This window comes from Bacillus sp. R45 (genome assembly GCF_021729365.1).
Taxonomy (GTDB): domain Bacteria; phylum Bacillota; class Bacilli; order Bacillales; family Bacillaceae; genus Bacillus; species Bacillus velezensis.
The window spans coordinates 3,075,083-3,097,201 of sequence record NZ_CP091421.1 but is presented as its reverse complement, the minus strand read 5'-3'; the positions used below and the strand labels follow the sequence as shown (position 1 = coordinate 3,097,201).

Below are 22,119 nucleotides of genomic sequence, written 5' to 3'. Positions count from 1 at the left end.
TAAAAAGGAGTAAAACACATTGTATGATCAAATCTTGAACATATTAACGGCATCCTGGTCGTGCAAGACCAGTACAAAATGGACGGAAGATTGCCCGGCCACAGGCCAGTGCGGCGTGACGGCTTTAGTCATCCAAGATGTTTACGGCGGTGACATTCTCAAAACAAAAACCGGCACAAGCTGGCATTTTTATAATCGAATAGACGGGGAGATATATGATTTCACGAGCAGTCAGTTTTCAGAGCCGATCGTCTATCAGCACATTCTTTCTTCCAGAGATGAGGCATTTTCGGACACCAATGAACATCAGTACCGTTACCTGAAAAGTGCATTCAGAAAAAACATGGAAACGGAAAGAGAAAAACACCTGTGATAAACTAGAATGAGAGGTGAAGGATTGTGATTTATATCGGACTGACGGGGTGGGGGGATCATGACAGCATCTATCCGCCTAAAACAGCGGGCCCGCAAAAACTGCAGGCGTATTCCTCCCATTTTCCCATCGTTGAGCTGGACGCGAGCTTTTACGCGATACAGCCCGCCCGCAATAACGAAAGATGGGTCAAAGAGACGCCGGAATCTTTTCAATTTGTCATTAAGGCATATCAAGGAATGACGGGTCATCAGCGCGGCGATATTCCCTTTGAATCGAAGGAAGAAATGTTTGAGGCGTTTAAGCTGTCATTATCGCCGTATATAGAGCATGGAAAGCTTGCCATGGTGCTGTTCCAATTCCCGCCGTGGTTTGACTGCAAGAAAGAAAACGTCGCATATTTAAGATGGTGCAGGCAGCAGATGGGCGATATCCCGTGCGCGCTTGAATTCCGCAACCGGTCTTGGTTTTCCCCGCCATTTTACGAACAGACGCTTTCCTTTATGAAGGAGGAAGGCTGGATTCACAGCATATGTGACGAGCCGCAAATCGGCGAGGGCAGCATTCCGACCGTCCTGAAAGCAACGGATGAAGAAAAAACGCTTGTCCGTTTTCACGGACGGAACAAGCAGGGCTGGATCAAACCTGACGGCGGACAAAACTGGCGTGAGGTCAGATATTTATACCGCTATAACAAACAGGAGCTCAAAGATTGGAAAAACAATCTTCAGGAGCTGAAAAAGCAGTCGCGCAATCTGTATGTGCTGTTCAACAATAACTCAGGCGGAGACGCCGCCGATAACGGGCTTGAGATGCTTGAAATGTTAAATATCTCATATACCGGGCTTGCTCCGAAGCAGCTCGACCTATTCAGCTAGAAAAGAGGTTTCAAGACACATGTCTTATCTTATTTTGATCATATTGGGATTTATCGCGGGAACGGTCGGCAGCCTGATCGGGCTTGGGGGAGGAATTATCATCGTGCCGGCGATGCTCTATTTAAGCACGATGACCCCGTTTTTCCATGACGTAACACCGCAGACTGCCATCGGCACGTCCCTTTTGGTGATTATTTTTACGGGCCTGTCATCAACTCTGGCCTATATGAAATATAAAACCGTTGACTACAAAAGCGGACTGATCTTTTTTATCGGTTCCGGCCCGGGAAGCATCATCGGCGCGTATTTGTCTAAACTTTTTAATGCGCATACGTTTTCCGTCTGGTTCGGACTTTTTATGATTTTGATTTCTATTACATTAATGCTGAAGACGAAAGCAAAACCGGTCAATAAAGCGCATAAAGGCATGATCCGGACATATGAGGATGAATCGGGTGAGCTTTATACATATTCGTACCGTATTTTTACCGGTATCGCCATTGCCTTTTTCGTCGGTTTATTGGGCGGTCTTTTCGGCATCGGCGGCGGCTCTCTTATGGTTCCGGCCATGATGCTGTTATTTTTGTTCCCGCCGAAAGTGGCTGTGGCGACGTCAATGCTCATCATTTTCTTATCCTCCGTGACGGGTTCCGTGTCACATATCGCAGAGGGCCATGTCAATTGGCTGTATGCGCTGTGCCTCGTTCCGGGCGCGTGGTTCGGCGGCAAAATGGGCGCGTGGGTCAATAAGCGGGTGCAGACGAAAACGATCGTGCTTTTCATGCGGGTCGTCTTGATTTTGATCGGCTGTGAATTGATTTATCAAGGGATATTCAGCTAAAAGGTAGGAGAGATGGTATGTTAGAGAAGCTCCGTTTATATCATACGAATGATTTGCACAGCCATTTCGAAAATTGGCCGAAAATCGTACATTATATTGAGCAGAAGAGAAGTGAGCATGAAAAGGACGGGGAGGAAACACTCGTATTCGACATCGGCGATCATATGGACCGATTCCAAATGATAACGGAAGCGACCTTCGGCAAAGCGAATGTCGACTTGTTAAACCGTCTTGAGATTGATGCGGCTGCCGTCGGGAATAATGAAGGGATTACGCTGCCTCATGATGAGCTGGCGGATTTATATACTCATGCCGCGTTTCCCGTCATTGTGTCCAACCTGTTTGACGCGGACGGACAGCGCCCGGAATGGGCCGAGCCCTACGTGATCAAAACGCTGAAAAACGGGATGACCGCCGGCATACTAGGCGTCACGGTGCCGTATTATCCCGTCTATCAGAAACTCGGCTGGACGGTGACGGATGCGGAAAAAAGCATTCAAGAATCACTTGACGATATCAAGGGTAAAGCGGACATCATCATTCTGCTTTCTCATTTAGGCCTGATCGATGACCGGGCCGCAGCGGAAAAATTTCCCGACATCGATGTCATTCTTGAATCACATACGCACCACCTTCTTGAGGACGGACAGGATATAAACGGCGTATTGCTTGCATGTGCGGAGAAATACGGGAACTATGTCGGCTGTGTCGAGCTGACGATAGAAAGTGAATCACGAACCATTGTCAGCAAACAGGCATCTGTACAGAAAATGGCTGATTGGCACGGGGAATCTGAAGATACGGCGGCTTTTCTGAAAGAGAAAGAACGGGAAGCGGAAAACCTGCTCTCCGTACAAGTCGCCAATCTGAATGAAGAAGCCGGCGTGAAGTGGTTTGAGGAATCGCCGCTCCCGCTTCTATTAGCCGAAGCGCTGAAAAGCTGGTGCGGCTGTGAAGTCAGCATGGTGAATTCAGGCGTCATTTTGGGGTCTTTACAGAAGGGGCCTGTCACAAAACTTGACTTGCACCGCATCTGCCCTCATCCGATCAATCCGGTCGCCGTTCGTCTTTCAGGCAGGGAACTCCGGGAAACAATCAGCCAGGCCGCCTCGGAACAAATGGAGCAGCTGCGGATTAAAGGCCTCGGCTTCCGCGGGGAAGTGATGGGCAGGATGGTATATGCCGGAGCGGAGGCAGAGGCCGGCATCCTTGAAGACGGTGTGACGCATCTCCTCAATGTGAAAGTGAACGGAGAAGAGGTGGATCCGGAGCGGATATACTCGGTTGCCGTTCTCGACATGTTTACACTCGGCAAGCTGTTCCCTTACATCCGCGATTCAAAAGAAAAACAATACTTTATGCCGGAGTTTTTAAGAGATCTGCTCGCCTGGAAGCTCGCGCGGCAGCCGTAATGTCAAATATCCGCCGGCCGTTCCATCTCACCCGAATGAAGGTAAGCGGGACTTTTTAAGAGTAAAAATAAAATACTATGTCCCCTCTTACAAGCATACATTGTGATATGTAAGGGGGGATTTTTCTTGCCTAGATACCGGAGCGCTCTTCGCAAGAGAGGGCCTTTGCCTTTTCGATATGTGCTTCTTCTGTCGTTTGCTTTTTTTATCATATCGACGGTCATCAGCCTCTGGATGATCAACTCCTCAATCAAACCGGTGCTGATGAACATAGGAGAAATGGAAACCAAACGGGTGGCGACAGAGGTCATTACGGAATCCATTGAAGAATACATGTCTCACAGCGACAATGTGAAAGATATGGTCGATATGAAAACGGATGAAAACGGAAAAGTCACAACGATGGATTTTAATACACAAATGGTCAACAGCATGAAGGCGAAAGTGACAAAGCAGCTTCAGGCTCATTTGAAGGAAGCGGAGTCGAACAATAAGCAGCATGAAACGGAAAAAGGCGCGAAAACGGCCGATGAAATTATGATTAACATCCCTTTAGGGCAGGTCACGGGTAACAGCGTTCTCGGAAATCTGGGGCCGAAAATCCCCGTGCGCTTTAACCTGATCGGTGATGCGTTAACTGATGTGAAAACAAAAATAAAGCCGTACGGCATTAACAATGCCCTGATCGATATCAGTATTTTTGTGGAGATTAAAGTGAAGGTCATTATTCCGTTTGCCAGTAAGACATCAGTCGTCACAAATAATATTCCGGTCTCCATTAAAGCGATTCAAGGAGAGGTGCCGCAGTTTTATAACGGAAGCGGCGGATCAGGTGTGACGCCTTCTGTCCAGCTGCCGAGTGAAAAACAGAAGAAAGATAAATAAAAACACACAGCCGCAATCTTTCCTGGCGGCTGTGTGTTTACTTTTTCCTGCGGATTTCTTTTCGCTCCCATGCCCTTAAATGGGGATACGGGTCAAAAGACCATTCCGATCTGCCGTTATCTTTATACATCCCGTAGTGAAGATGCGGCGGAAATTTTCCCGCGGTGCCCGGCGGTCCGTATCCGGAACTGCCGACAGAGCCGATCACCTCTCCGGGTTTGACGATCTGGCCTTTATGCACACCTTTTGCAAAGCCGTTCAGGTGAGCGAAGTAGTGATACGTGTTATTGATATCCCTGATGCCGATTCTCCAGCCGCCGAAACGGTTCCAGCCCTTCATTTCAACAATACCGTAGCAGGTCGATCTGACGGGGAGTCCGTAATGAGCGAACAGATCCGTTCCTTCGTGAATCCGGCGCCCGCCGAAACCCCGCGCGGCGCCCCATGTGCTGCGGTAGCTGTAATCCGTCTTCACGGGAAGCGGAAAAGCGTGCTCTCCGAGATCAAGGCGGCCGAACGTTTTAAACAGTGTCATGAATTCGGTGATAATGCCGACCGTCTGATCACGGCGGTAATAATTCCAGAGGCCGATGCGGATATGGTCAAGATCCGTTCCGAATCCCGCTAAATACTGTGCAAATGTATAAAGGATATCCTCATCATTGCTGACCTCGGCTTTTCCGTCGCCGTCGCCGTCCAGGCCGATCCCGTCAAATACTTTAATGCTGAGGGGCGCCTCGTCCTTAGGATTTGGATTTTCAGGCCCGCTCCACAAATGATCCGGAATATAAATGCTGATGATTCCCGCTTTTTCCGGCAGATCCTTTCGGTTCGAGCGGACATTTTCTTCATATTGATCAACCGCCGCAAGCACATACCAAGGAATCTGCGTGACTGCTTCGGCTTTGCGGTACAACTGCATCCGTTCACCGTAAACAGGAGCCGATTGTTCTTTCCCGCTTGCAGCCGGACAGAAAACTGATAAAAGGAGAAGAGCAGATAACAGAACTTTCACAACATGATCTCCTTTCAGGATTAATACAACTAGTTTGCGGCAACAATCCGAGAAAATGTAAGTAATTCTCTTCCCTTGTCGAGAAATTTTTCCTATGTTAAAGTGACTATTGAATAGAAATCTGCAAGTTTTATATCCATCGTGAAATAGAAATTTTTCGCACACGAACATGAATAAAGGGATAATGGAGATGATGGGGAAATGGCAAAGAAAGACGAGCATCTGAGAAAGCCGGAATGGCTCAAAATAAAGCTGAACACGAATGAAAACTATACGGGTCTGAAAAAATTAATGCGTGAAAATAATCTGCATACCGTATGTGAAGAAGCAAAATGCCCGAACATCCATGAATGCTGGGCTGTCAGACGTACGGCGACGTTCATGATTCTCGGTTCCGTCTGTACGAGAGCATGCCGCTTCTGCGCTGTCAAAACGGGTCTGCCGACTGAGCTGGATCTGCAGGAACCGGAACGCGTAGCTGATTCGGTTGCACTGATGAACTTAAAGCACGCCGTCATCACGGCCGTGGCGCGTGATGATCAGAAAGACGGCGGAGCAGGCGTCTTTGCGGAAACGGTCCGGGCGATCCGCAGAAAAAGCCCGTTCACGACAATTGAAGTGCTGCCATCCGATATGGGCGGAAATTACGACAACCTGAAAACATTAATGGATACCCGTCCTGATATTCTGAACCACAACATTGAAACCGTCCGCCGCCTGACACCGAGAGTCCGGGCCCGCGCAACATATGACCGTTCTTTGGAATTCTTGCGCCGTGCGAAAGAAATGCAGCCTGACATCCCGACGAAATCAAGCATTATGATCGGTCTCGGCGAAACGAAGGAAGAAATTATTGAAGTGATGGACGACCTGCTTGCGAACAATGTCGACATCATGGCGATCGGCCAATACCTGCAGCCGTCGAAAAAACATTTAAAAGTCCAAAAATATTATCATCCGGACGAATTTGCCGAACTGAAAGAAATCGCGATGCAAAAAGGCTTCAGCCACTGTGAAGCAGGCCCGCTTGTCCGTTCTTCCTATCATGCGGATGAACAAGTGAACGAAGCGTCTAAAAAACGCCAGGCCCAAGCATAAGATAAGCCGAAAAAACCCAAAACGCCGCAGGTTTTGGGTTTTTTGTGATGGAGCCGTCTGTGCAGGGAAAAAGTCATTCTTGAATAAGGATCGTCAGAACCGCTACACTGGATATAAAAGGGGAAAATTTTTCCGTCCATCCGAACCGTCTCATTTTGCAATTGATGGACAGAAGTCAATGAATTATGATAGTAAAGAGTGATAAAAGAGGTGAAGACATGATTCTTATTCAAAATGCCGAGTTTGAACTCGTACACGATTTTAAAAACGGCTTTAATGAAGAAGCGTTCAAAGCCCGCTATTCGGACATATTAAATAAATATGATTACATTGTGGGAGACTGGGGATACAGTCAGCTGCGGCTCAAAGGCTTCTTTGATGACCAGAATCAAAAAGCAACCTTTGAAACGAAAATCAGCACATTGGACGAATACATTTACGAATACTGCAATTTCGGCTGCGCGTATTTTGTTTTAAAACGAATCAGAAAATAATTGATGCAGAAGGGGATGCTGTCACGTGTATTTTGTTGACAGAAATAATATCGAACAAACACTCCGTTTTTTTGAGACCCAGCTGGCGCTGTTTGACAGCACGCCTGCATGGCAGAGCGAAATCGAAAAAAGAGCGCTTGAGCGGATCAGCCATCTTATGATCGAATGCATTCTCGATGTCGGAAATGATATGATTGACGGCTTTATCATGCGCGATCCGGGGAGTTATGACGACATCATGGATATTCTGACGGATGAAAAGGTGGTAGCTGAGGATGAAGCGAATAAGCTCAAGCAGCTGATCTCTTCCAGAAAGCGGCTTGTTCAGGAATATCAGCAAGCCGATCATCAGGAGCTGTTTACGCTGATCACGTCAAACAGGGACGTGCTGAAAGCCTTTCCGGCCCGTGTAAGAACCTACCTGGAAACAGAATTAGGGCCTGTTTCCGCATTTAAATAACAACGAGTGAGAAAATCCACAGGAGTGTTGAGTATGAAGGATTATAAAGGATATTTGATAGATTTGGACGGCACAATGTACAACGGGACGGAAAAAATCGAAGAAGCGTGTGAATTCGTGAGAACGCTTAAAGCGCGCGGCATTCCGTATTTATTCGTGACGAACAATTCTTCCCGGACGCCGAAGCAGGTGGCGGACAAGCTGATGAGCTTTGACATTCCGGCAACTGAAGAGCAGGTCTTCACGACGAGCATGGCGACTGCGCAGCATATCGCCCAGCAGAAAAAAGACGCGTCGGTGTATGTGATCGGCGAAGAAGGCATCCGCCAGGCCATTGAAGAAAACGGGCTGAGCTTCGGAGAAGAAAACGCGGACTTTGTCGTTGTGGGAATCGACCGCGGCATTACATATGAAAAGTTGGCAACGGGATGCCTTGCGATCAGAAACGGCGCCCGGTTCATTTCAACAAACGGCGACGTCGCCATTCCGACTGAAAGAGGGCTTTTACCAGGGAACGGTTCGCTCACATCCGTTTTGACGGTGTCAACGGGCGTTGAGCCTGTCTTTATCGGCAAGCCTGAATCCATTATTATGGAACAGGCGATGCGTGTGCTCGGAACGGATATTTCCGAAACACTCATGGTCGGCGATAACTATGCAACGGATATTATGGCCGGCCTCAATGCGGGCATGGATACGCTGCTGGTTCATACCGGAGTGACAAAGCGTGAGCATATGGCAGATTACGACCGGAAGCCGACATATGCGATTGACTCTTTAACCGAATGGATTGAACATCTATAAAAAAGGGACGGCCATGACGGCCGTCCTTATTCTGTATTTCTGGCGCTGTGGGCAAGCCGGCTTGAAGCCGCTGCTGCGATTGCGCCGACGATATCATCAAGAAACGTATGGCATTCCCCCGTAGATTTATCATTTAACCGCCCGAGAATGCCGGGTTTTTCTTTGTCAATGTAGCCGTAATTCGTAAAGCCGATTGAGCCGTATATATTCACGATAGAGAAGGCGAGCACCTCGTCAACCCCATACAGGCTTTCATCAATCGCCAGAATGGTCTGAAGCGGTTCAGACAGTTTTTTTTGTTCGGCGAGCACATCTAATTCTATTCCCGTTAAAATGGCGTTTTGCACCTCGCGTTTTGCGATGACACGGTCCACATTGAGCCTGCATACTTCCATCGTCAAATCAGGATGATATTTTTTCTGAAGGAAATACACCAGCTCGGCAATATCGTCCGTCTCAACCCCCCGTTCTTTTAAACGCGCTCTGGCGACAGCTTCCACCTGATTCAGTTGTTCCTTTTCTGACATTTGCTTCACCCAATCTTTTTTTACTAGTTTATACAACACCCTTCCGATGTGTACGATGTTTCTCCACTTGATTCAAAGGATTACAATATGTATTCATAATTCCGCCGGCGTATGACTACGATGTGAATAGCTCTAATTTTTCAGGCAGGTGATTATGATGAAAAGCATCATTAAAGAAAAGTACGGCATCCACGTCAGACAGCTTTCCGTTTATCAGAAATACCAATGCTTCCAGACGCCTAATTCCTTCTTTCTTATTATTCCCGTTTCCGGGTTTTCGCAATCAGAGCTGACGGAGCTTTACTACATGAGTCAGTATTTACAAGAACAAAGTGACCCATACGTTTCAGTGTTTATCTTTACGAAGGAAGGAGAACTGACCTTTGAGGACGAAGGCAAAACGTATGCGCTCTTAAAAGCGCCGATCCCCGTCGCAAACCGGTCGTTCTCTGTCGGAGGGGAGCTTGCCGAATTTCACAGAAAAGGACGGGGTTTTCCGTACGAAGTGAAAGAAGCGGGCAGGATCGGCCAATGGAAGGACTTATGGGGAAAACGGGTGGATCAGCTGGAATCATTCTGGATGCAGAAAATTCATATGTCTCCGCTTGAACCGTTCGAAAAGAAAATGATCGAAGCATTTCCTTATTATTCAGGCTTAGCGGAAAATGCGATTCAATATTTAGTGGATACGGAGCTGGATGACAATCCCGGCGCAGAAGACTCGGGGACAATCTGCCATCAGCGGATGGAACGGGATACCTGGTCGGAGGAATCATTGATCCGCATTCCGGGCGATTGGGTATTCGACCATGCCGCCCGTGATATTGCGGAATATATGCGCAGCACATATTTGTATCATCGTGACGACTTGCTTAACGAAGGGTTTTTGTTTTTGCAGGAATATGAGCAAGTTACGCCGTTATCCTCCTTTTCCAAGCGCCTGTTTTACAGCCGCCTGCTGTTTCCGCTTCATTTCTTTGAGACGGTGGAGAGCTATTACATTTCTCATGATTCTGAAAAACAGTTTTACGAAGAGCAGCTTGACTACATTCTTGCAGACTGCACCCGCTATGAACAGTTTTTACAGACATGTCACGACATGATGAATGTCAGGTCGGCGCAGGTTTTTGTCCCGCCTGTGGCGTGGCTCGGAAAAGGAATCAGTTCGTAAGAAAATATAACGTAAAAATATTTAGAAAATAAGGAATCTTGTCATATCAATGTGTTAAGCGTTTTCATGGCCGTAGAAACAATATTCAGCCGCTTGTCAAAACAAATACGGGCTTATATAATATTTGTAACTTAAATGTCTGTGAAGGGTTAACAATTGTCCTTTTCTAGTGGACAAAAGGAAGAAAGGTGGAGTTTCTCTTTGGAAGCGATTCGTATTGGACTGTTAGGACTGGGAACCGTGGGAAGCGGAGTCGTCAAAATTATACAAGATCATCAGGATAAGCTTATGCACCAGGTCGGCTGTCCGGTGACGATTAAAAAAGTGCTGGTTAAAGATATTGATAAAAAACGAGACGCAGACCTGCCGAAAGAAGTGCTGACGACAGAAGTCTATGATGTGATCGATGACCCTGAGGTCGACGTGATTATTGAAGTCATCGGCGGTGTTGAACAGACGAAGCAATATCTTCTTGATGCCTTGAAAGCGAAAAAACATGTTGTGACCGCAAATAAAGATCTGATCGCCGTATACGGGTCAGAGCTTTTAGCCGCCGCAAAGGAAAATGGCTGTGACTTGTATTACGAAGCGAGTGTCGCCGGCGGAATCCCGATTTTACGCACGCTCGAAGAAGGCCTTTCCTCTGACCGGATCACAAAAATGATGGGAATCGTCAACGGAACGACGAACTTCATCTTAACGAAAATGATTAAAGAAAAAAGCCCGTATGAAGAAGTGCTGAAGGAAGCGCAGGATCTCGGATTCGCGGAAGCGGACCCGACCGCCGATGTAGAAGGACTCGATGCCGCACGCAAGATGGCGATTTTAGCCCGTCTCGGCTTCTCTATGAACGTCGATCTGGACGATGTCAAGGTAAAAGGAATTTCCCGGATTACGGATGAAGACATCAGCTTCAGCAAACGGCTCGGCTATACGATGAAGCTGATCGGCATCGCCCAGCGTGATGACAATAAAATCGAAGTCAGCGTTCAGCCGACACTGCTCCCGGATCATCATCCGCTCTCTGCCGTGCATAACGAGTTTAATGCCGTTTACGTGTACGGAGAAGCCGTAGGCGAAACGATGTTTTACGGCCCCGGAGCCGGAAGCATGCCGACTGCGACATCAGTCGTTTCCGATCTGGTCGCGGTCATGAAAAACATGCGTCTCGGCGTAAACGGAAACAGCTTTGTCGCCCCGCAGTTTGAAAGAAATCTGAAGCAGCCGTCTGATATCTACGCCCAGCAGTTTTTAAGAATTCATGTCAAAGACCAGGTGGGCTCTTTTTCAAAAATCACATCGGCCTTCTCAGAGCGCGGCGTCAGCTTTGAAAAAATTCTGCAGCTGCCGATAAAAGGACATGACGATCTCGCGGAAATCGTCATCGTCACGCATCATACATCGGAAGAAGATTTCAGTGACATTCTGCAAAACTTAAATGATCTAGAAGTTGTACAAGAAGTAAAAAGCACATATCGTGTAGAAGGGAACGGTTGGAGCTAATGTGGAAAGGACTCATCCATCAATATAAAGAATTTCTGCCGGTGACGGATCGGACGCCGGCCCTGACATTGCATGAAGGCAACACGCCGCTGATTCACCTCCCGAAGCTTTCTGAAAAGCTCGGAATTGAACTGCATGTGAAAACAGAAGGCGTTAATCCGACGGGATCTTTTAAAGACCGCGGCATGGTCATGGCGGTCGCCAAAGCGAAAGAAGAAGGCAATGATACCATCATGTGCGCCTCAACAGGCAACACATCCGCTGCGGCTGCCGCATACGCGGCGAGAGCCGGCATGAAATGCATCGTCATCATCCCGGACGGGAAAATCGCCTTCGGAAAGCTTGCGCAGGCCGTCATGTACGGTGCGGAAATCATCGCGATTGACGGAAACTTTGACGACGCGCTGGCCATCGTCCGGTCGATTTGTGAAAAATCACCGATTGCATTAGTGAATTCAGTAAACCCTTACCGGATTGAAGGGCAAAAAACAGCGGCCTTTGAAGTATGCGAACAGCTCGGCGAAGCGCCGGACATTCTGGCGATCCCGGTAGGAAATGCCGGGAATATCACGGCCTACTGGAAAGGGTTCAAAGAATATCATGAGAAAAACGGCACCGGACTTCCGAAGATGCGCGGTTTTGAGGCGGAAGGTTCTGCGGCTATCGTTCGCGGTGAGGTCATTAAAAATCCAGAAACCGTTGCGACGGCAATCCGAATCGGGAATCCCGCCAGCTGGGACAAAGCCGTGCTCGCTGCGGAAGAATCAGCCGGAAAAATTGATGAAGTCACAGATGGAGAAATCCTTCACGCTTATCAGCTGATTGCCCGTGAAGAAGGCGTATTTGCCGAGCCGGGCTCCTGTGCATCCATCGCCGGCGTTTTGAAACAGGTGAAATCCGGTGAAATTCCAAAAGGAAGCAAGGTTGTCGCAGTCTTGACCGGAAACGGCCTGAAAGATCCGAATACGGCTGTGGACGTATCTGACATAAAACCGATCACGCTGCCGACAGATGAGGACAGTATTCTGGAATACTTAAATGGAGCGGCGCGTGTATGAATGAGGCGGAGATGCTGTTTTCCATTACGGTTCCGGGAAGCACCGCCAACTTAGGACCTGGGTTTGATTCCATCGGAATGGCGCTCAGCAGATATTTGAAGCTTTCGGTTTTCCGAAACGATGAATGGCAGTTCTCGGCGGAAACCGAAACTGTCGCGGGCATCCCTCAAGGAACGGACAACCTCATCTACCAAGTCGCCAAACGGACGGCTGACCGCTATCAGAAAGAGCTGCCGCCCGCCCATGTCAAAGTTTGGAGTGACATCCCCCTTGCGCGGGGTCTCGGAAGCAGCGCGGCCGCTATCGTCGCCGCCATTGAGCTTGCGGATGAGTTATGCGGCCTGCAGCTGTCGGAAAGCGACAAGCTGCACTTAGCCAGTCTTGAAGAGGGACACCCTGATAATGCCGCTGCTTCCCTTGCAGGAGGGCTTGTAATCGGCCTTCACGAAGAAGATGAAACACATATCGTGCGTGTTGCCGAAGCGGATATCGATGTTGTGGCAGTGATTCCGTTTTACGAAGTTCTGACCAGGGACGCAAGAGACGTGCTCCCGAAAGAGCTGCCGTACCGACGCGCAGTTAAAGCAAGCGCCGTCAGCAACCTTCTCGTTGCTGCGATCATGTCAAATGACTGGGCGCTCGCCGGGAAAATGATGAGAAAAGACATCCTCCATCAGCCGTACCGCGCCATGCTTGTTCCTGAGCTTTCAAAGGTGGAACACGCGGCCGAAATGAAAGGCGCTTACGGAACGGCGCTGAGCGGAGCGGGACCGACGATTCTTGTCCTGATTGAAAAAGGAAAGGGAGAAGAGCTGAGAAAACAGCTTTCTGAGCATTTCCCTCACTGTGAGATTGCGGCGCTTACCGTCCCGTCAGAAGGAAGCGTAATTGAACGGAATCCTTTAGAACAGGTGAAAAGTGTATAATGATAAAAAAGCGTTCTTCCCATCAGAGAAGGACGCTTTCTTTTTCTGGAGAAGGATTTTTATTTAGGGAAGCGAAATAAAAAAGAAAAGGAGGAGAAACGATTTGAAAAAACTCATAACCGAGGAGGACATTGCGTCTCTCGTATCCGTGACAGACCCGCAATATGCCCCTGACGGCAGAAGAGCCGCTTACGTCCGGACAACAGTCAATCATAAGCGGGATTCCTATTCCTCAGCTATTATGGTATATGACACAGAATCCGGCATCTCAAACCCGTGGACTTTCGGGGACGATAAAAATACAAGTCCGCGGTGGTCGCCTGACGGTCGGCGCCTCGCCTTTGTTTCTGACAGGGAGGACGGCATCCCTCAGCTGTACATCATCGACGCTGCCGGCGGAGAGGCGGAACAGGCTGCCGATATTCCTTGGGGCGTATCAGATCCGATATGGGCGCCCGACGGCAGATCCGTGCTTGTGTCCGTCAGTCTGACATCAGCGGAGCGCGCCGATGAGAAAGAAAAAAAGAAGCATGACGAGTATGAGCCGGTTGAGATTCAATCATTAACATATAAACGTGACGGGAAGGGCCTGCTGAACGGAAGCCGGACACAGCTTGTGCTGATTCATCTTGAAACGGGGGAGATTCAGCAGCTGACAGATCATGAAGCTGATCATTATGGCGCGGCCTTTTCACCGGATGGCAGGCAGCTTGCGTTTACCGCCAATTTATGCGAGCCGGGTGACGCCGGAAAGCCGAGCGATGTCTATCTGATGAATCTGGCGGACGGAAGCCTGAAGCAGATTACGCCGCACCGCGGTTCTTTCGGTTCCTGCGTGTTTTCACCGGACGGTTCTTATATCGCGATGCTGGGCCATGAGAATGAATTTCGCAATGCGACTTTAGAGAAAGCGTGGCTGTACGACGTGAAAACTGAGCGGCTGTCCTGCCTGACCGACATGCTGGATGTTCATTTGAGCGATGCGCTGATTGCGGATTCAATCATAGGAGGAGTGACGCCCCGGCCGGTATGGACAAACGACGGGCAGGGCTTTTACGTTCTCGGGAGCGAGCAGGGAAGCACCGGTATTTATTATATCTCGATTGACGGCCTCGTATATCCGATCCGATTAGAAGAAGAGTACGTGAACGGTTTTGCTTTTCATCCTGATCAGAAAAGCTGTATCGCTGTCATTGCCAAACCCGCACAGCCTTCCGAGCTTTACAGCATTTCACTTGAAAATGGGGAAGAGAGGCAATTGACATTTTACAATGATCGGTTTATAGAGGAGCGTATCATATCCGTGCCGGAAAAGCTGCAATATGAAACAAAGGACGGGCTGACGGTAAACGGCTGGTTTTTAAAGCCTTCCGTTTTTGAAGAGGATCAAACATATCCCCTCATTCTATACATACACGGCGGGCCTCACATGATGTACGGCCATACGTATTTTCACGAATTCCAAGTGCTGGCCGCACAAGGATATGCTGTCGTGAATGTCAACCCGAGAGGAAGCCACGGCTACGGACAGGATTTTGTCAATCGTGTCAGGGGTGATTACGGAGGCGGAGATTACCGTGATGTCATGCAGGCGGTGGATGAAGCCGTTCAGGCGTATCCGTTTATAGACAGCGGCCGTCTCGGTGTGACGGGCGGAAGCTACGGAGGGTTTATGACGAATTGGATTGTCGGACAGACAGGCCGTTTTAAAGCTGCCGTCACGCAGCGTTCTATTTCAAATTGGTTCAGCTTCCACGGTGTCAGCGATATCGGCTTCTTTTTTACCGACTGGCAGCTCGGACATGATTTGTTTGAGGAAGCGGATAAGCTTTGGGATCGTTCTCCTGTAAAATATGCATCCCGCGTTTCGACGCCGCTTTTGATCCTGCACGGTGAGCGAGATGACCGATGTCCGATAGAGCAGGCGGAGCAGCTCTTTACCGCGTTGAAGAAACTGAACAAAACGACGTCGTTCATCCGATTTCCGAAAGCTACGCATGAGCTGTCGAGAAGCGGCCATCCCGAACAGCGGATGAAACGCATCCGTTATATTTGTTCATGGTTTGATGACTATTTGTAAAAATAAAAAAACCAGGCTGTCATGCAGCCTGGTTTTATGATTAAAATACTTGTTCTACTTCAACGACACCCGGTACTTCTTCAAGAAGGGCGCGTTCAATTCCGGCTTTCAGCGTAATCGTTGAACTTGGGCAGCTGCCGCATGCGCCAAGGAGGCGAAGCTTTACAATGCCTTCGTCTACATCAACAAGCTCACAGTCACCGCCGTCACGAAGCAGAAACGGACGTAATTTATCCAATACTTCCTGTACTTGCTCTTTCATTTCAACCTCAGTCATGAGATTCGCTCCTTTCATATACATAAAACCATTATATTCACAGTAACGGTAAAAATCTAATGTTTGGTTTGCAAAGCTGCTTTCTCCATTATAGCATATTTAAACTTGAACATAAAAACCGTTTTTTATACAAAAGCTGCCCCGTCCTTTGTATACTGGTGTAAAGGGGATGATATACATGACAAAGCCGGTTACGCTCAGTGTTTACGGCGCTGAAACGCTTTGCGCAAGCTGCGTGAATATGCCGAGCGCCAAAGATACGTTTGAATGGCTGGAGGCGGCGCTGAAACGGAAATACCCGGAGCAGCCTTTTAACATGCGGTATATTGATATTGACGCACCGCCTCAGCAAAAGGAGACAGAAGAGCTTGCGGAGCGCATCAAGAACGATGAATTTTTCTATCCGCTCGTGTTGGTGGAGGATGTCATTGTGGGGGAAGGGAATCCGCATTTAAAAGATATATATGAAGAAATGGAAAAGCGCGGCTATGTGGCGGGCTCTTAAAAATGGCCGCTGATCGCAATCAGCGGCTTTTTCTTATCAGCCGTTATGATGCTTGTACATCCATAAAAGGCCTGATTTTAATAAACGGGGCACACGCCCGATGAGCGGACGGTCGTTGACAAGACCGAAGCCCGCTTTTTTTCCGAGTGAACCGAGGACGCCTTTCAGCTTAAATTGCGGCATTGTTTCCGGCAGCTCTTCATTGTTCCAGCGTTTCAGGAGGATCTGCACAATTTGTTCCGCCTGCGCTTCAGCCAGCTGGGCGCTCGGCGCATGCGGCAGGCTCGCGCAATCACCGACGACGTAAACATGCTCATCGCCCGGAAGGTTGTGATGCGGTGTTAAAACGATGCGGCCTTGCGGGTCTTTTTCAGCATCCAGTTCTCTGACGGCTTTATTCGGCTGAATTCCCGCCGTCCACACGATGGCATCGGCCGGTATTCCTTCATCATGATTATAAACGATGCCGTCTTCCACTTTTGTAATATTCGCATTATTGATAATGGTGACGCCGTGTTCTTCAAACCATTTCTGAACGTACTTGCTGAGTCTTTTCGGAAAGCTTGATAAAATCAGGTCGCCCCGGTCAAATAACATAATCTTCAGATCGTCACGGCTCTCTCTTAATTCACTGGCAAGCTCCACGCCGCTTAATCCCGCTCCGACGATAGCGACAGATGCATTGGCGCCGAGGTTGTTCAGCTTTTGATAGGCTTCGCGTGACTGATCAATGGTCTGAATGCTGTAAGTATGTTCCGGCGCGCCGGGCACGTTATGATACTTATCTTCACAGCCCAGTCCGATCACCGCGTCATCGTAAGAAATCGGTTCGCGGTCATGAAACAGAACCTGTTTGTTTTTCGTGTCGACGGAAGCCACCTCACCGTACTGAACATCCAGATTCGGATGCTCAGGAAAAGACACCCTGATATGATGATCAGAAATCGTGCCGGCTGCGAGCGCATAATATTCTGTTTTTAAGCAGTGATACGGGTTTCTGTCAATCAGCGTGATGGATACATCTGACGGAAGCTGGTTCGGCAGTAAGCGGTGCAGCACCCGCATGTTTCCGTAACCCCCGCCGATCAAGACCAATTTTTTCATAATGATTCCCCTTTTGCCCGAAAAATATGGTAGTCAATATTGTTACAAAATAACGAACTATGTAAAATAACATCTAGAATTATATCGAATTTGATCTAAAACCACAATAATAGTTTTAAAATAACCTACAAATTGACCAGAAAACACGCAATAGTAAAACCTTTAACCCGAATTAATATGTTACGATAACATTGAGCGTGAAACCGGATCTTTGACGAATAGAGGAAATTCCGTTAGGATAAGGTACATATGTGAGGTGAAACCGCATGAATCCGATGATTGAATTCTGTGTCAGCAATTTAGCGCGCGGTTCCCAGGAAGCACTTGAGATCTTAGAGAAGGATCCGAACTTAGACGTGCTTGAGTACGGCTGTTTAAGCTACTGCGGAAAATGCATGGAGTCCCTGTTCGCCCTGGTTAACGGCGAAGTGGTCACGGGGGGCACGCCTGCTGAGTTGGTTGACAACATATATACATTCATAGAAGAAAATCCGATGTTTTAATCAGAGGCTCCGAACGGGGTCTCTTTTTTATTGCGCCCGGGTTTTGGCAAAATAAAAAATTTGTAGACAGCAAAAATAAATATTGTTATCTTAATAAAGACTTTTTTTAAATAAAATTTTAGAGGTGGATTCATTGAATATCGTTTGGGGGCTGCTCGGGGCAGTTGCTATATTAGCCATTGCTTTTTTGTTATCAGAGAAGAAAAGCAAAATTAACCTGCGAACCGTCATTGTCGGTTTATGTTTACAAATGGCCTTCGGATTCATCGTATTAAAGTGGGACGCCGGCCGGGCCGTATTTTTATGGTTCTCAAGCCGTGTGCAGCTTCTCATTGATTATGCGAACGAAGGCATCAGCTTTATTTTTGGCCCGCTGTTAAAAGTGGGCAGCAGCCCGGCTTTCGCGCTGAGCGTTCTGCCGGTCATTATCTTTTTCTCAGCGCTGATTGCCGTTTTGTATCACTTGAAAATCATGCAGCTCATCTTTCGTGTCATCGGAGGCGGACTGTCAAAACTTCTTGGGACAAGCAGAACGGAATCGCTTGCGGCGGCTGCGAATATTTTTGTCGGACAGTCTGAATCACCGCTTGCCATTAAACCGCTGATTGCGGGATTGACCCGTTCCGAGCTGTTTACGATTATGACGAGCGGCCTTTCGGCTGTAGCGGGTTCGACGCTTTTCGGTTACGCCCTGTTAGGCATTCCGATTGAATACCTGCTGGCGGCCAGCTTTATGGCGGCTCCCGCCGGTCTCGTGTTCGGAAAAATGTTAATACCTGAAACAGAAAAAACGCAGACGATAAAAGGCGATTTTAATATGGACGAAGAAGGCGAAGGCGCCGCTAATGTGATTGATGCAGCGGCAAAAGGCGCGTCCACAGGCCTTCAGATTGCTCTGAATGTCGGCGCCATGCTTCTTGCGTTTGTCGCGCTCATCGCCGTAGTGAACGGAATTCTCGGCGGAATCGGCGGCTGGTTCGGTTTCAAACATATTACATTAGAATCCATTCTCGGTTACGTGTTTTCACCGATCGCATTTGTAATCGGCGTTCCTTGGCATGAGGCGCTCGGAGCGGGAAGCTATATCGGACAGAAACTTGTGCTAAATGAGTTTGTCGCTTATTCAAACTTCGGTCCGCATATTGCGGACTTTTCTAAAAAAACGTCTACGATTATCAGCTTTGCGCTGTGCGGATTTGCCAACTTCTCTTCGATTGCGATTATGCTCGGCACACTGGGCGGTTTGGCCCCAAGCCGCCGTTCGGACATTGCGCGCCTCGGATTAAGAGCGGTTATTGCGGGAACACTCGCAAACCTTCTCAGCGCGGCGATTGCCGGCATGTTTATTTAGTGAACGATAAAAGCTCCCTGCATATGCAGGGAGCTTTTATGTATGAAAAACGGGGGATATTTGTATTGTGTCCGAGGGGAAGAGCTTTTATACTAAGTAAAAGAAAAAAAGTTGGAGGCCGATATGAATTCATTCCGTTTTACCAAGATGCACGGTCTTGGAAACAGTTATATATATGTAAATCAATTTGAAGAACAGCTGCCGGAAGAACGGCTGGCTGAGATTGCCGTTAAAGTGTCCAGCATTCACACGGGCATCGGCTCTGACGGAATGATCCTCATCTGTCCGTCAGAAAAAGCGCCGGTCAAAATGCGGATTTTTAATAATGACGGCTCAGAAGGGAAAAATTGCGGCAACGGCCTTCGCTGTGTGGCAAAGTATGCATACGAACATAAGCTGACAGAAGAAACGTCCTTTTTCATTGAGACGCTTTCAGGCCTTGTGAAAGCAGATATTACGGAAGAAAACGGGATTGTGCGTGAAGTCGCCGTCGATATGGGCGAACCGCGCCTCACCAAAAAAGAGCTGCCGATGCACGGCAATGAAGATGAACGGACGATCGATGAAACCTTTGTTTTTGGAGAAACGGAGCTTTCCGGAACAGCCGTATCAATGGGAAACCCCCATATTGTTTTTCCGGTTGCGGATATTAATCAAGCGCCTCTTACAACGCTCGGTCCCGTCATTGAAAAAGACCCGAGATTTCCGGAAGGCGTCAATGTCGAATTTGTGGAAACCGTCAGCGCCGATGAACTTCATTTCCGCGTATGGGAACGCGGCTCCGGCATTACACAGGCTTGCGGAACGGGCGCCTGTGCGGCTGCTGTTGCATCCGTATTGAACGGTGTTTCCGAACGAAACCGGGATATCACCGTTCATTTAGCGGGGGGCGATCTTGTGATTAATTGGCAGGACAACGGGCACGTGCTGATGACGGGACCCGCCGAAACCGTATGCAGCGGCGTCTATTATTTGTAAACAGCTCGTTTGAGAAATACGCTCCTCAAGGTTTATAATAGATATCAGCATCCGTTTTTAAAAAAGGAGGTCTACCTATGAGTGTTCCAGTAACTATTACTGAAGCAGCGGCTTTGCATATAAAAGATATGATGAAAGAGCATGAAGAAGAAAACGCGTTTCTCCGTGTGGGCGTAAAAGGCGGCGGCTGCAGCGGCCTGTCTTACGGAATGGGATTTGAGCACGAAAAAGGCGAAAAAGACAGCATGTTTGAACAGCACGGAATCACCGTTTTGGTTGACAGCGAAAGCCTTGATATTATGACCGGCACGATCATTGACTTCAAACAGTCCATGATGGGCGGCGGTTTCACTATTGACAACCCGAATGCCATCGCTTCCTGCGGCTGCGGATCTTCTTTCCGCACGGCCAAAAACGCCGGTACGCCGGAAGAGTGCTAAGGGTCAGCCCGCCATTCTCAGGATGAAACAATAGGACGTCTTTCTTTTCGATGGCGCTTGCACCATTGTTAAAAAAGGCGTTTATCTGTTTAATAAAAGCAAAACCCGCTCAACAGAAGCGGGTTTTGCTTTTTCAAAGAGGTTATTCAATTGTATGTTTCATCGCATTGTACATATTTGCCGTATGTTCATCGGCTTTATCCCGGGACATGCGCAGCCGTTCCGCTGAAGAACCGTATCCGATTTCTAGTTTGCCCTCTTTCAGTCCTTTAAAAATCCCATCAGCGAATTCATCCAGCGGTTCTCCTTGAGTATGCAGCCCTGCTCCGCCTAAATCTGTATTTACCGCCGGAGGCGCAACTTCAATCACTTCTACAGATGAATCAGAAAGCTGATGTCTCAGACTCATTGTAAATGAGTGCAGCGCCGCTTTCGTTGCTGAATAGATCGGTGCAATAGCAAGCGGTGTAAAAGCCAATCCCGAAGAGACGTTAATGACAGCCGCATCTTCTTTTCCGGCAAAAAACGGAGCGAACAGCATAGACAGGTGGAAGGGAGCTTCAATGTTCGTTGTGATTTCTTTATTAAAATAGTCCCAATTGTCCTTCGCGTCCGCTTTCAGCACATGAAAACGATGTTGAATCCCCGCGTTGTTTACTAACACATTCACTTCCGGATAATTTTCTTTCACCCAATCAAACAGTGATACACGTTCAGATGGAATGCTCAAATCACTGACATAGGTAATAAGATCCGGGAATGTTTCCTTTGCTTTTTGAAGAGCGTGCTCACGCCGTCCGGTCACGATGACTTTATTTCCCGCTTTTAAAAACCGTTCTGCGAAAGCCAATCCTATTCCGGCATTTCCGCCTGTAATCAGTATTGTATTTCCCGTCAGTTTCATATTAACTCCTCTTTTCCGATTGTTTTTACTTCAACAAACTTACGTCTCTTGAACAGAGCTTTTGATATAAGCCTTTGTCATTGACGACATTTCATCCAGTACTGACCGCTTGTGTCTCCTCATCATGTCAAGCCGGAGTTTAATAGGACTCTCTCCTTCAATTACCCAATCAATATATTGCTTAAAGCCTTTGATGGTCATGCGGGTATTTTTTAAACAAATCACGATTTCAAGGAGCGGCATTTGATCTTCTGAAAATAACCGCCGGCTGGCTTCATCACGTTCAATCAGCGGCAGCAGTCCCTTTTTTTCATAATAACGTAACGTTGATTCTGTCATATTACACTTTGCTGCTGCTTCACGAATTGAACAACATGTCTTCGAAAGACCTCCAACAGTATTTTTTCCTTGTCACTGGGTGATGATACGACTTAAACCATGTTTTAAGTCAATAAAAAAAATGTGATGAATTCAGACATATGTCACAAAAGGAAATGGGCAGATTTTCAATAGGTTTAGGAGTGACGGCCTT

General features: G+C 47.9%; 25 protein-coding genes. 19 read left to right on the top strand and 6 right to left on the bottom strand.

The window, feature by feature from the left end; translation table 11 throughout:
* The first annotated feature begins 19 nt into the window (after nt 1-19).
* The 5 genes from L3V45_RS15270 to yunB all read left to right on the top strand — a co-directional run bounded on the left by L3V45_RS15270 (nt 20) and on the right by yunB (nt 4,389).
* Complete coding sequence (locus L3V45_RS15270; RefSeq protein WP_044052931.1) at nt 20-373, top strand: YunG family protein; 354 nt, start codon at nt 20-22, stop codon at nt 371-373.
* A 26-nt stretch (nt 374-399) separates the two neighbouring features.
* Nucleotides 400-1,251, top strand: coding sequence for a DUF72 domain-containing protein (locus L3V45_RS15265; protein ID WP_014305754.1), 852 nt, complete (start codon nt 400-402; stop codon nt 1,249-1,251).
* A gap of 19 nt (nt 1,252-1,270) precedes the next feature.
* Entirely contained in the window at nt 1,271-2,092 is an 822-nt protein-coding gene (locus L3V45_RS15260; RefSeq protein ID WP_043867388.1) for a sulfite exporter TauE/SafE family protein, read from the top strand.
* Nucleotides 2,093-2,109: 17 nt separating this feature from the next.
* A complete protein-coding gene (locus tag L3V45_RS15255; RefSeq protein WP_236837059.1) occupies nt 2,110-3,504 on the top strand; it encodes a bifunctional metallophosphatase/5'-nucleotidase in 1,395 nt (464 codons plus the stop codon).
* A 126-nt stretch (nt 3,505-3,630) separates the two neighbouring features.
* On the top strand, nt 3,631-4,389 hold the full coding sequence (gene yunB / locus L3V45_RS15250; RefSeq protein WP_024085756.1) for a sporulation protein YunB: 759 nt from the start codon (nt 3,631-3,633) through the stop codon (nt 4,387-4,389).
* A 37-nt stretch (nt 4,390-4,426) separates the two neighbouring features.
* Here yunB and lytH read toward each other — a convergent pair whose 3' ends face one another.
* Nucleotides 4,427-5,404 (bottom strand): L-Ala--D-Glu endopeptidase, encoded by a 978-nt coding sequence (gene lytH, locus L3V45_RS15245; protein WP_024085755.1) that lies wholly within the window; start codon nt 5,402-5,404, stop codon nt 4,427-4,429.
* 201 nt (nt 5,405-5,605) lie between these two features.
* On the opposite strand from lytH, the gene lipA reads away from it, so the two are divergent.
* The 4 genes from lipA (at nt 5,606) to L3V45_RS15225 (ending at nt 8,260) form a co-directional block, all read left to right on the top strand.
* Entirely contained in the window at nt 5,606-6,502 is an 897-nt protein-coding gene (gene lipA, locus L3V45_RS15240; RefSeq protein ID WP_003151923.1) for a lipoyl synthase, read from the top strand.
* Between the two features lie 218 nt (nt 6,503-6,720).
* Nucleotides 6,721-6,996 (top strand): YutD family protein, encoded by a 276-nt coding sequence (locus L3V45_RS15235; protein ID WP_003151928.1) that lies wholly within the window; start codon nt 6,721-6,723, stop codon nt 6,994-6,996.
* A 25-nt stretch (nt 6,997-7,021) separates the two neighbouring features.
* Nucleotides 7,022-7,456 carry a DUF86 domain-containing protein gene (locus L3V45_RS15230; RefSeq protein WP_003151930.1) on the top strand — a complete coding sequence of 145 codons (435 nt, stop codon included), beginning with the start codon at nt 7,022-7,024 and terminating at the stop codon, nt 7,454-7,456.
* Nucleotides 7,457-7,489: 33 nt separating this feature from the next.
* Entirely contained in the window at nt 7,490-8,260 is a 771-nt protein-coding gene (locus tag L3V45_RS15225; protein WP_015387764.1) for a TIGR01457 family HAD-type hydrolase, read from the top strand.
* Nucleotides 8,261-8,286: 26 nt separating this feature from the next.
* Here L3V45_RS15225 and L3V45_RS15220 read toward each other — a convergent pair whose 3' ends face one another.
* Complete coding sequence (locus L3V45_RS15220; protein ID WP_003151934.1) at nt 8,287-8,787, bottom strand: phosphatidylglycerophosphatase A family protein; 501 nt, start codon at nt 8,785-8,787, stop codon at nt 8,287-8,289.
* Nucleotides 8,788-8,941: 154 nt separating this feature from the next.
* Between L3V45_RS15220 and yutH the strand changes: the two genes are divergently transcribed.
* The 5 genes from yutH to L3V45_RS15195 all read left to right on the top strand — a co-directional run bounded on the left by yutH (nt 8,942) and on the right by L3V45_RS15195 (nt 15,525).
* Nucleotides 8,942-9,958: a spore coat-associated protein CotNH gene (yutH, locus tag L3V45_RS15215; RefSeq protein WP_031306537.1), complete on the top strand. Its 1,017-nt coding sequence runs from the start codon at nt 8,942-8,944 to the stop codon at nt 9,956-9,958.
* A 201-nt stretch (nt 9,959-10,159) separates the two neighbouring features.
* Nucleotides 10,160-11,461 (top strand): homoserine dehydrogenase, encoded by a 1,302-nt coding sequence (locus tag L3V45_RS15210; RefSeq protein WP_003151938.1) that lies wholly within the window; start codon nt 10,160-10,162, stop codon nt 11,459-11,461.
* A complete protein-coding gene (thrC, locus tag L3V45_RS15205; RefSeq protein WP_015387765.1) occupies nt 11,461-12,519 on the top strand; it encodes a threonine synthase in 1,059 nt (352 codons plus the stop codon). Before L3V45_RS15210 ends, thrC begins: the two co-directional genes overlap by 1 nt.
* Nucleotides 12,516-13,445, top strand: a complete 930-nt coding sequence (thrB, locus tag L3V45_RS15200; protein WP_003151940.1) for a homoserine kinase — start codon at nt 12,516-12,518, stop codon at nt 13,443-13,445. The genes thrC and thrB overlap by 4 nt, the downstream gene beginning before the upstream one ends.
* A 103-nt stretch (nt 13,446-13,548) precedes the next feature.
* Nucleotides 13,549-15,525 carry a S9 family peptidase gene (locus L3V45_RS15195; RefSeq protein ID WP_139885438.1) on the top strand — a complete coding sequence of 659 codons (1,977 nt, stop codon included), beginning with the start codon at nt 13,549-13,551 and terminating at the stop codon, nt 15,523-15,525.
* A gap of 40 nt (nt 15,526-15,565) precedes the next feature.
* Here L3V45_RS15195 and L3V45_RS15190 read toward each other — a convergent pair whose 3' ends face one another.
* On the bottom strand, nt 15,566-15,901 hold the full coding sequence (locus tag L3V45_RS15190; protein WP_169510385.1) for a NifU family protein: 336 nt from the start codon (nt 15,899-15,901) through the stop codon (nt 15,566-15,568).
* Between the two features lie 79 nt (nt 15,902-15,980).
* On the opposite strand from L3V45_RS15190, the gene L3V45_RS15185 reads away from it, so the two are divergent.
* Nucleotides 15,981-16,307 (top strand): YuzD family protein, encoded by a 327-nt coding sequence (locus L3V45_RS15185; protein ID WP_044052935.1) that lies wholly within the window; start codon nt 15,981-15,983, stop codon nt 16,305-16,307.
* Between the two features lie 36 nt (nt 16,308-16,343).
* Here the strand turns inward: L3V45_RS15185 and L3V45_RS15180 are convergent, their stop codons facing one another.
* Complete coding sequence (locus L3V45_RS15180; RefSeq protein WP_060657594.1) at nt 16,344-17,411, bottom strand: NAD(P)/FAD-dependent oxidoreductase; 1,068 nt, start codon at nt 17,409-17,411, stop codon at nt 16,344-16,346.
* A gap of 266 nt (nt 17,412-17,677) precedes the next feature.
* Between L3V45_RS15180 and L3V45_RS15175 the strand changes: the two genes are divergently transcribed.
* The 4 genes from L3V45_RS15175 to L3V45_RS15160 all read left to right on the top strand — a co-directional run bounded on the left by L3V45_RS15175 (nt 17,678) and on the right by L3V45_RS15160 (nt 20,683).
* Entirely contained in the window at nt 17,678-17,914 is a 237-nt protein-coding gene (locus L3V45_RS15175; RefSeq protein ID WP_007408721.1) for a YuzB family protein, read from the top strand.
* 133 nt (nt 17,915-18,047) lie between these two features.
* Nucleotides 18,048-19,265: a NupC/NupG family nucleoside CNT transporter gene (locus L3V45_RS15170; RefSeq protein ID WP_024085753.1), complete on the top strand. Its 1,218-nt coding sequence runs from the start codon at nt 18,048-18,050 to the stop codon at nt 19,263-19,265.
* 123 nt (nt 19,266-19,388) lie between these two features.
* The gene (dapF, locus tag L3V45_RS15165) at nt 19,389-20,243 is read left to right on the top strand and encodes a diaminopimelate epimerase (protein WP_014305744.1); all 855 of its coding nucleotides are present in this window, start codon (nt 19,389-19,391) and stop codon (nt 20,241-20,243) included.
* Between the two features lie 77 nt (nt 20,244-20,320).
* Nucleotides 20,321-20,683, top strand: coding sequence for a HesB/IscA family protein (locus tag L3V45_RS15160; protein WP_003151967.1), 363 nt, complete (start codon nt 20,321-20,323; stop codon nt 20,681-20,683).
* Between the two features lie 142 nt (nt 20,684-20,825).
* On the opposite strand, the gene L3V45_RS15155 is transcribed toward L3V45_RS15160, so the two are convergent.
* Both L3V45_RS15155 and L3V45_RS15150 read right to left on the bottom strand, forming a co-directional pair.
* On the bottom strand, nt 20,826-21,587 hold the full coding sequence (locus L3V45_RS15155) for an SDR family oxidoreductase (RefSeq protein ID WP_014305743.1): 762 nt from the start codon (nt 21,585-21,587) through the stop codon (nt 20,826-20,828).
* Nucleotides 21,588-21,626: 39 nt separating this feature from the next.
* Nucleotides 21,627-21,953, bottom strand: a complete 327-nt coding sequence (locus L3V45_RS15150) for a MerR family transcriptional regulator (RefSeq protein WP_257262507.1) — start codon at nt 21,951-21,953, stop codon at nt 21,627-21,629.
* Nucleotides 21,954-22,119 lie beyond the last annotated feature (166 nt).

Coding starts and splice junctions, on each gene's coding strand:
- thrB (WP_003151940.1), top strand. CDS start 12,516: ATGAATGAGGCGGAGATGCTGTTTTCCATTACGGTTCCGGGAAGCACC.
- L3V45_RS15220 (WP_003151934.1), bottom strand. CDS start 8,787: ATGTCAGAAAAGGAACAACTGAATCAGGTGGAAGCTGTCGCCAGAGCG.
- dapF (WP_014305744.1), top strand. CDS start 19,389: ATGAATTCATTCCGTTTTACCAAGATGCACGGTCTTGGAAACAGTTAT.
- thrC (WP_015387765.1), top strand. CDS start 11,461: ATGTGGAAAGGACTCATCCATCAATATAAAGAATTTCTGCCGGTGACG.
- L3V45_RS15185 (WP_044052935.1), top strand. CDS start 15,981: ATGACAAAGCCGGTTACGCTCAGTGTTTACGGCGCTGAAACGCTTTGC.
- L3V45_RS15235 (WP_003151928.1), top strand. CDS start 6,721: ATGATTCTTATTCAAAATGCCGAGTTTGAACTCGTACACGATTTTAAA.
- L3V45_RS15255 (WP_236837059.1), top strand. CDS start 2,110: ATGTTAGAGAAGCTCCGTTTATATCATACGAATGATTTGCACAGCCAT.
- L3V45_RS15175 (WP_007408721.1), top strand. CDS start 17,678: ATGAATCCGATGATTGAATTCTGTGTCAGCAATTTAGCGCGCGGTTCC.
- L3V45_RS15180 (WP_060657594.1), bottom strand. CDS start 17,411: ATGAAAAAATTGGTCTTGATCGGCGGGGGTTACGGAAACATGCGGGTG.
- L3V45_RS15160 (WP_003151967.1), top strand. CDS start 20,321: ATGAGTGTTCCAGTAACTATTACTGAAGCAGCGGCTTTGCATATAAAA.
- L3V45_RS15225 (WP_015387764.1), top strand. CDS start 7,490: ATGAAGGATTATAAAGGATATTTGATAGATTTGGACGGCACAATGTAC.
- L3V45_RS15155 (WP_014305743.1), bottom strand. CDS start 21,587: ATGAAACTGACGGGAAATACAATACTGATTACAGGCGGAAATGCCGGA.
- L3V45_RS15260 (WP_043867388.1), top strand. CDS start 1,271: ATGTCTTATCTTATTTTGATCATATTGGGATTTATCGCGGGAACGGTC.
- yutH (WP_031306537.1), top strand. CDS start 8,942: ATGATGAAAAGCATCATTAAAGAAAAGTACGGCATCCACGTCAGACAG.
- lipA (WP_003151923.1), top strand. CDS start 5,606: ATGGCAAAGAAAGACGAGCATCTGAGAAAGCCGGAATGGCTCAAAATA.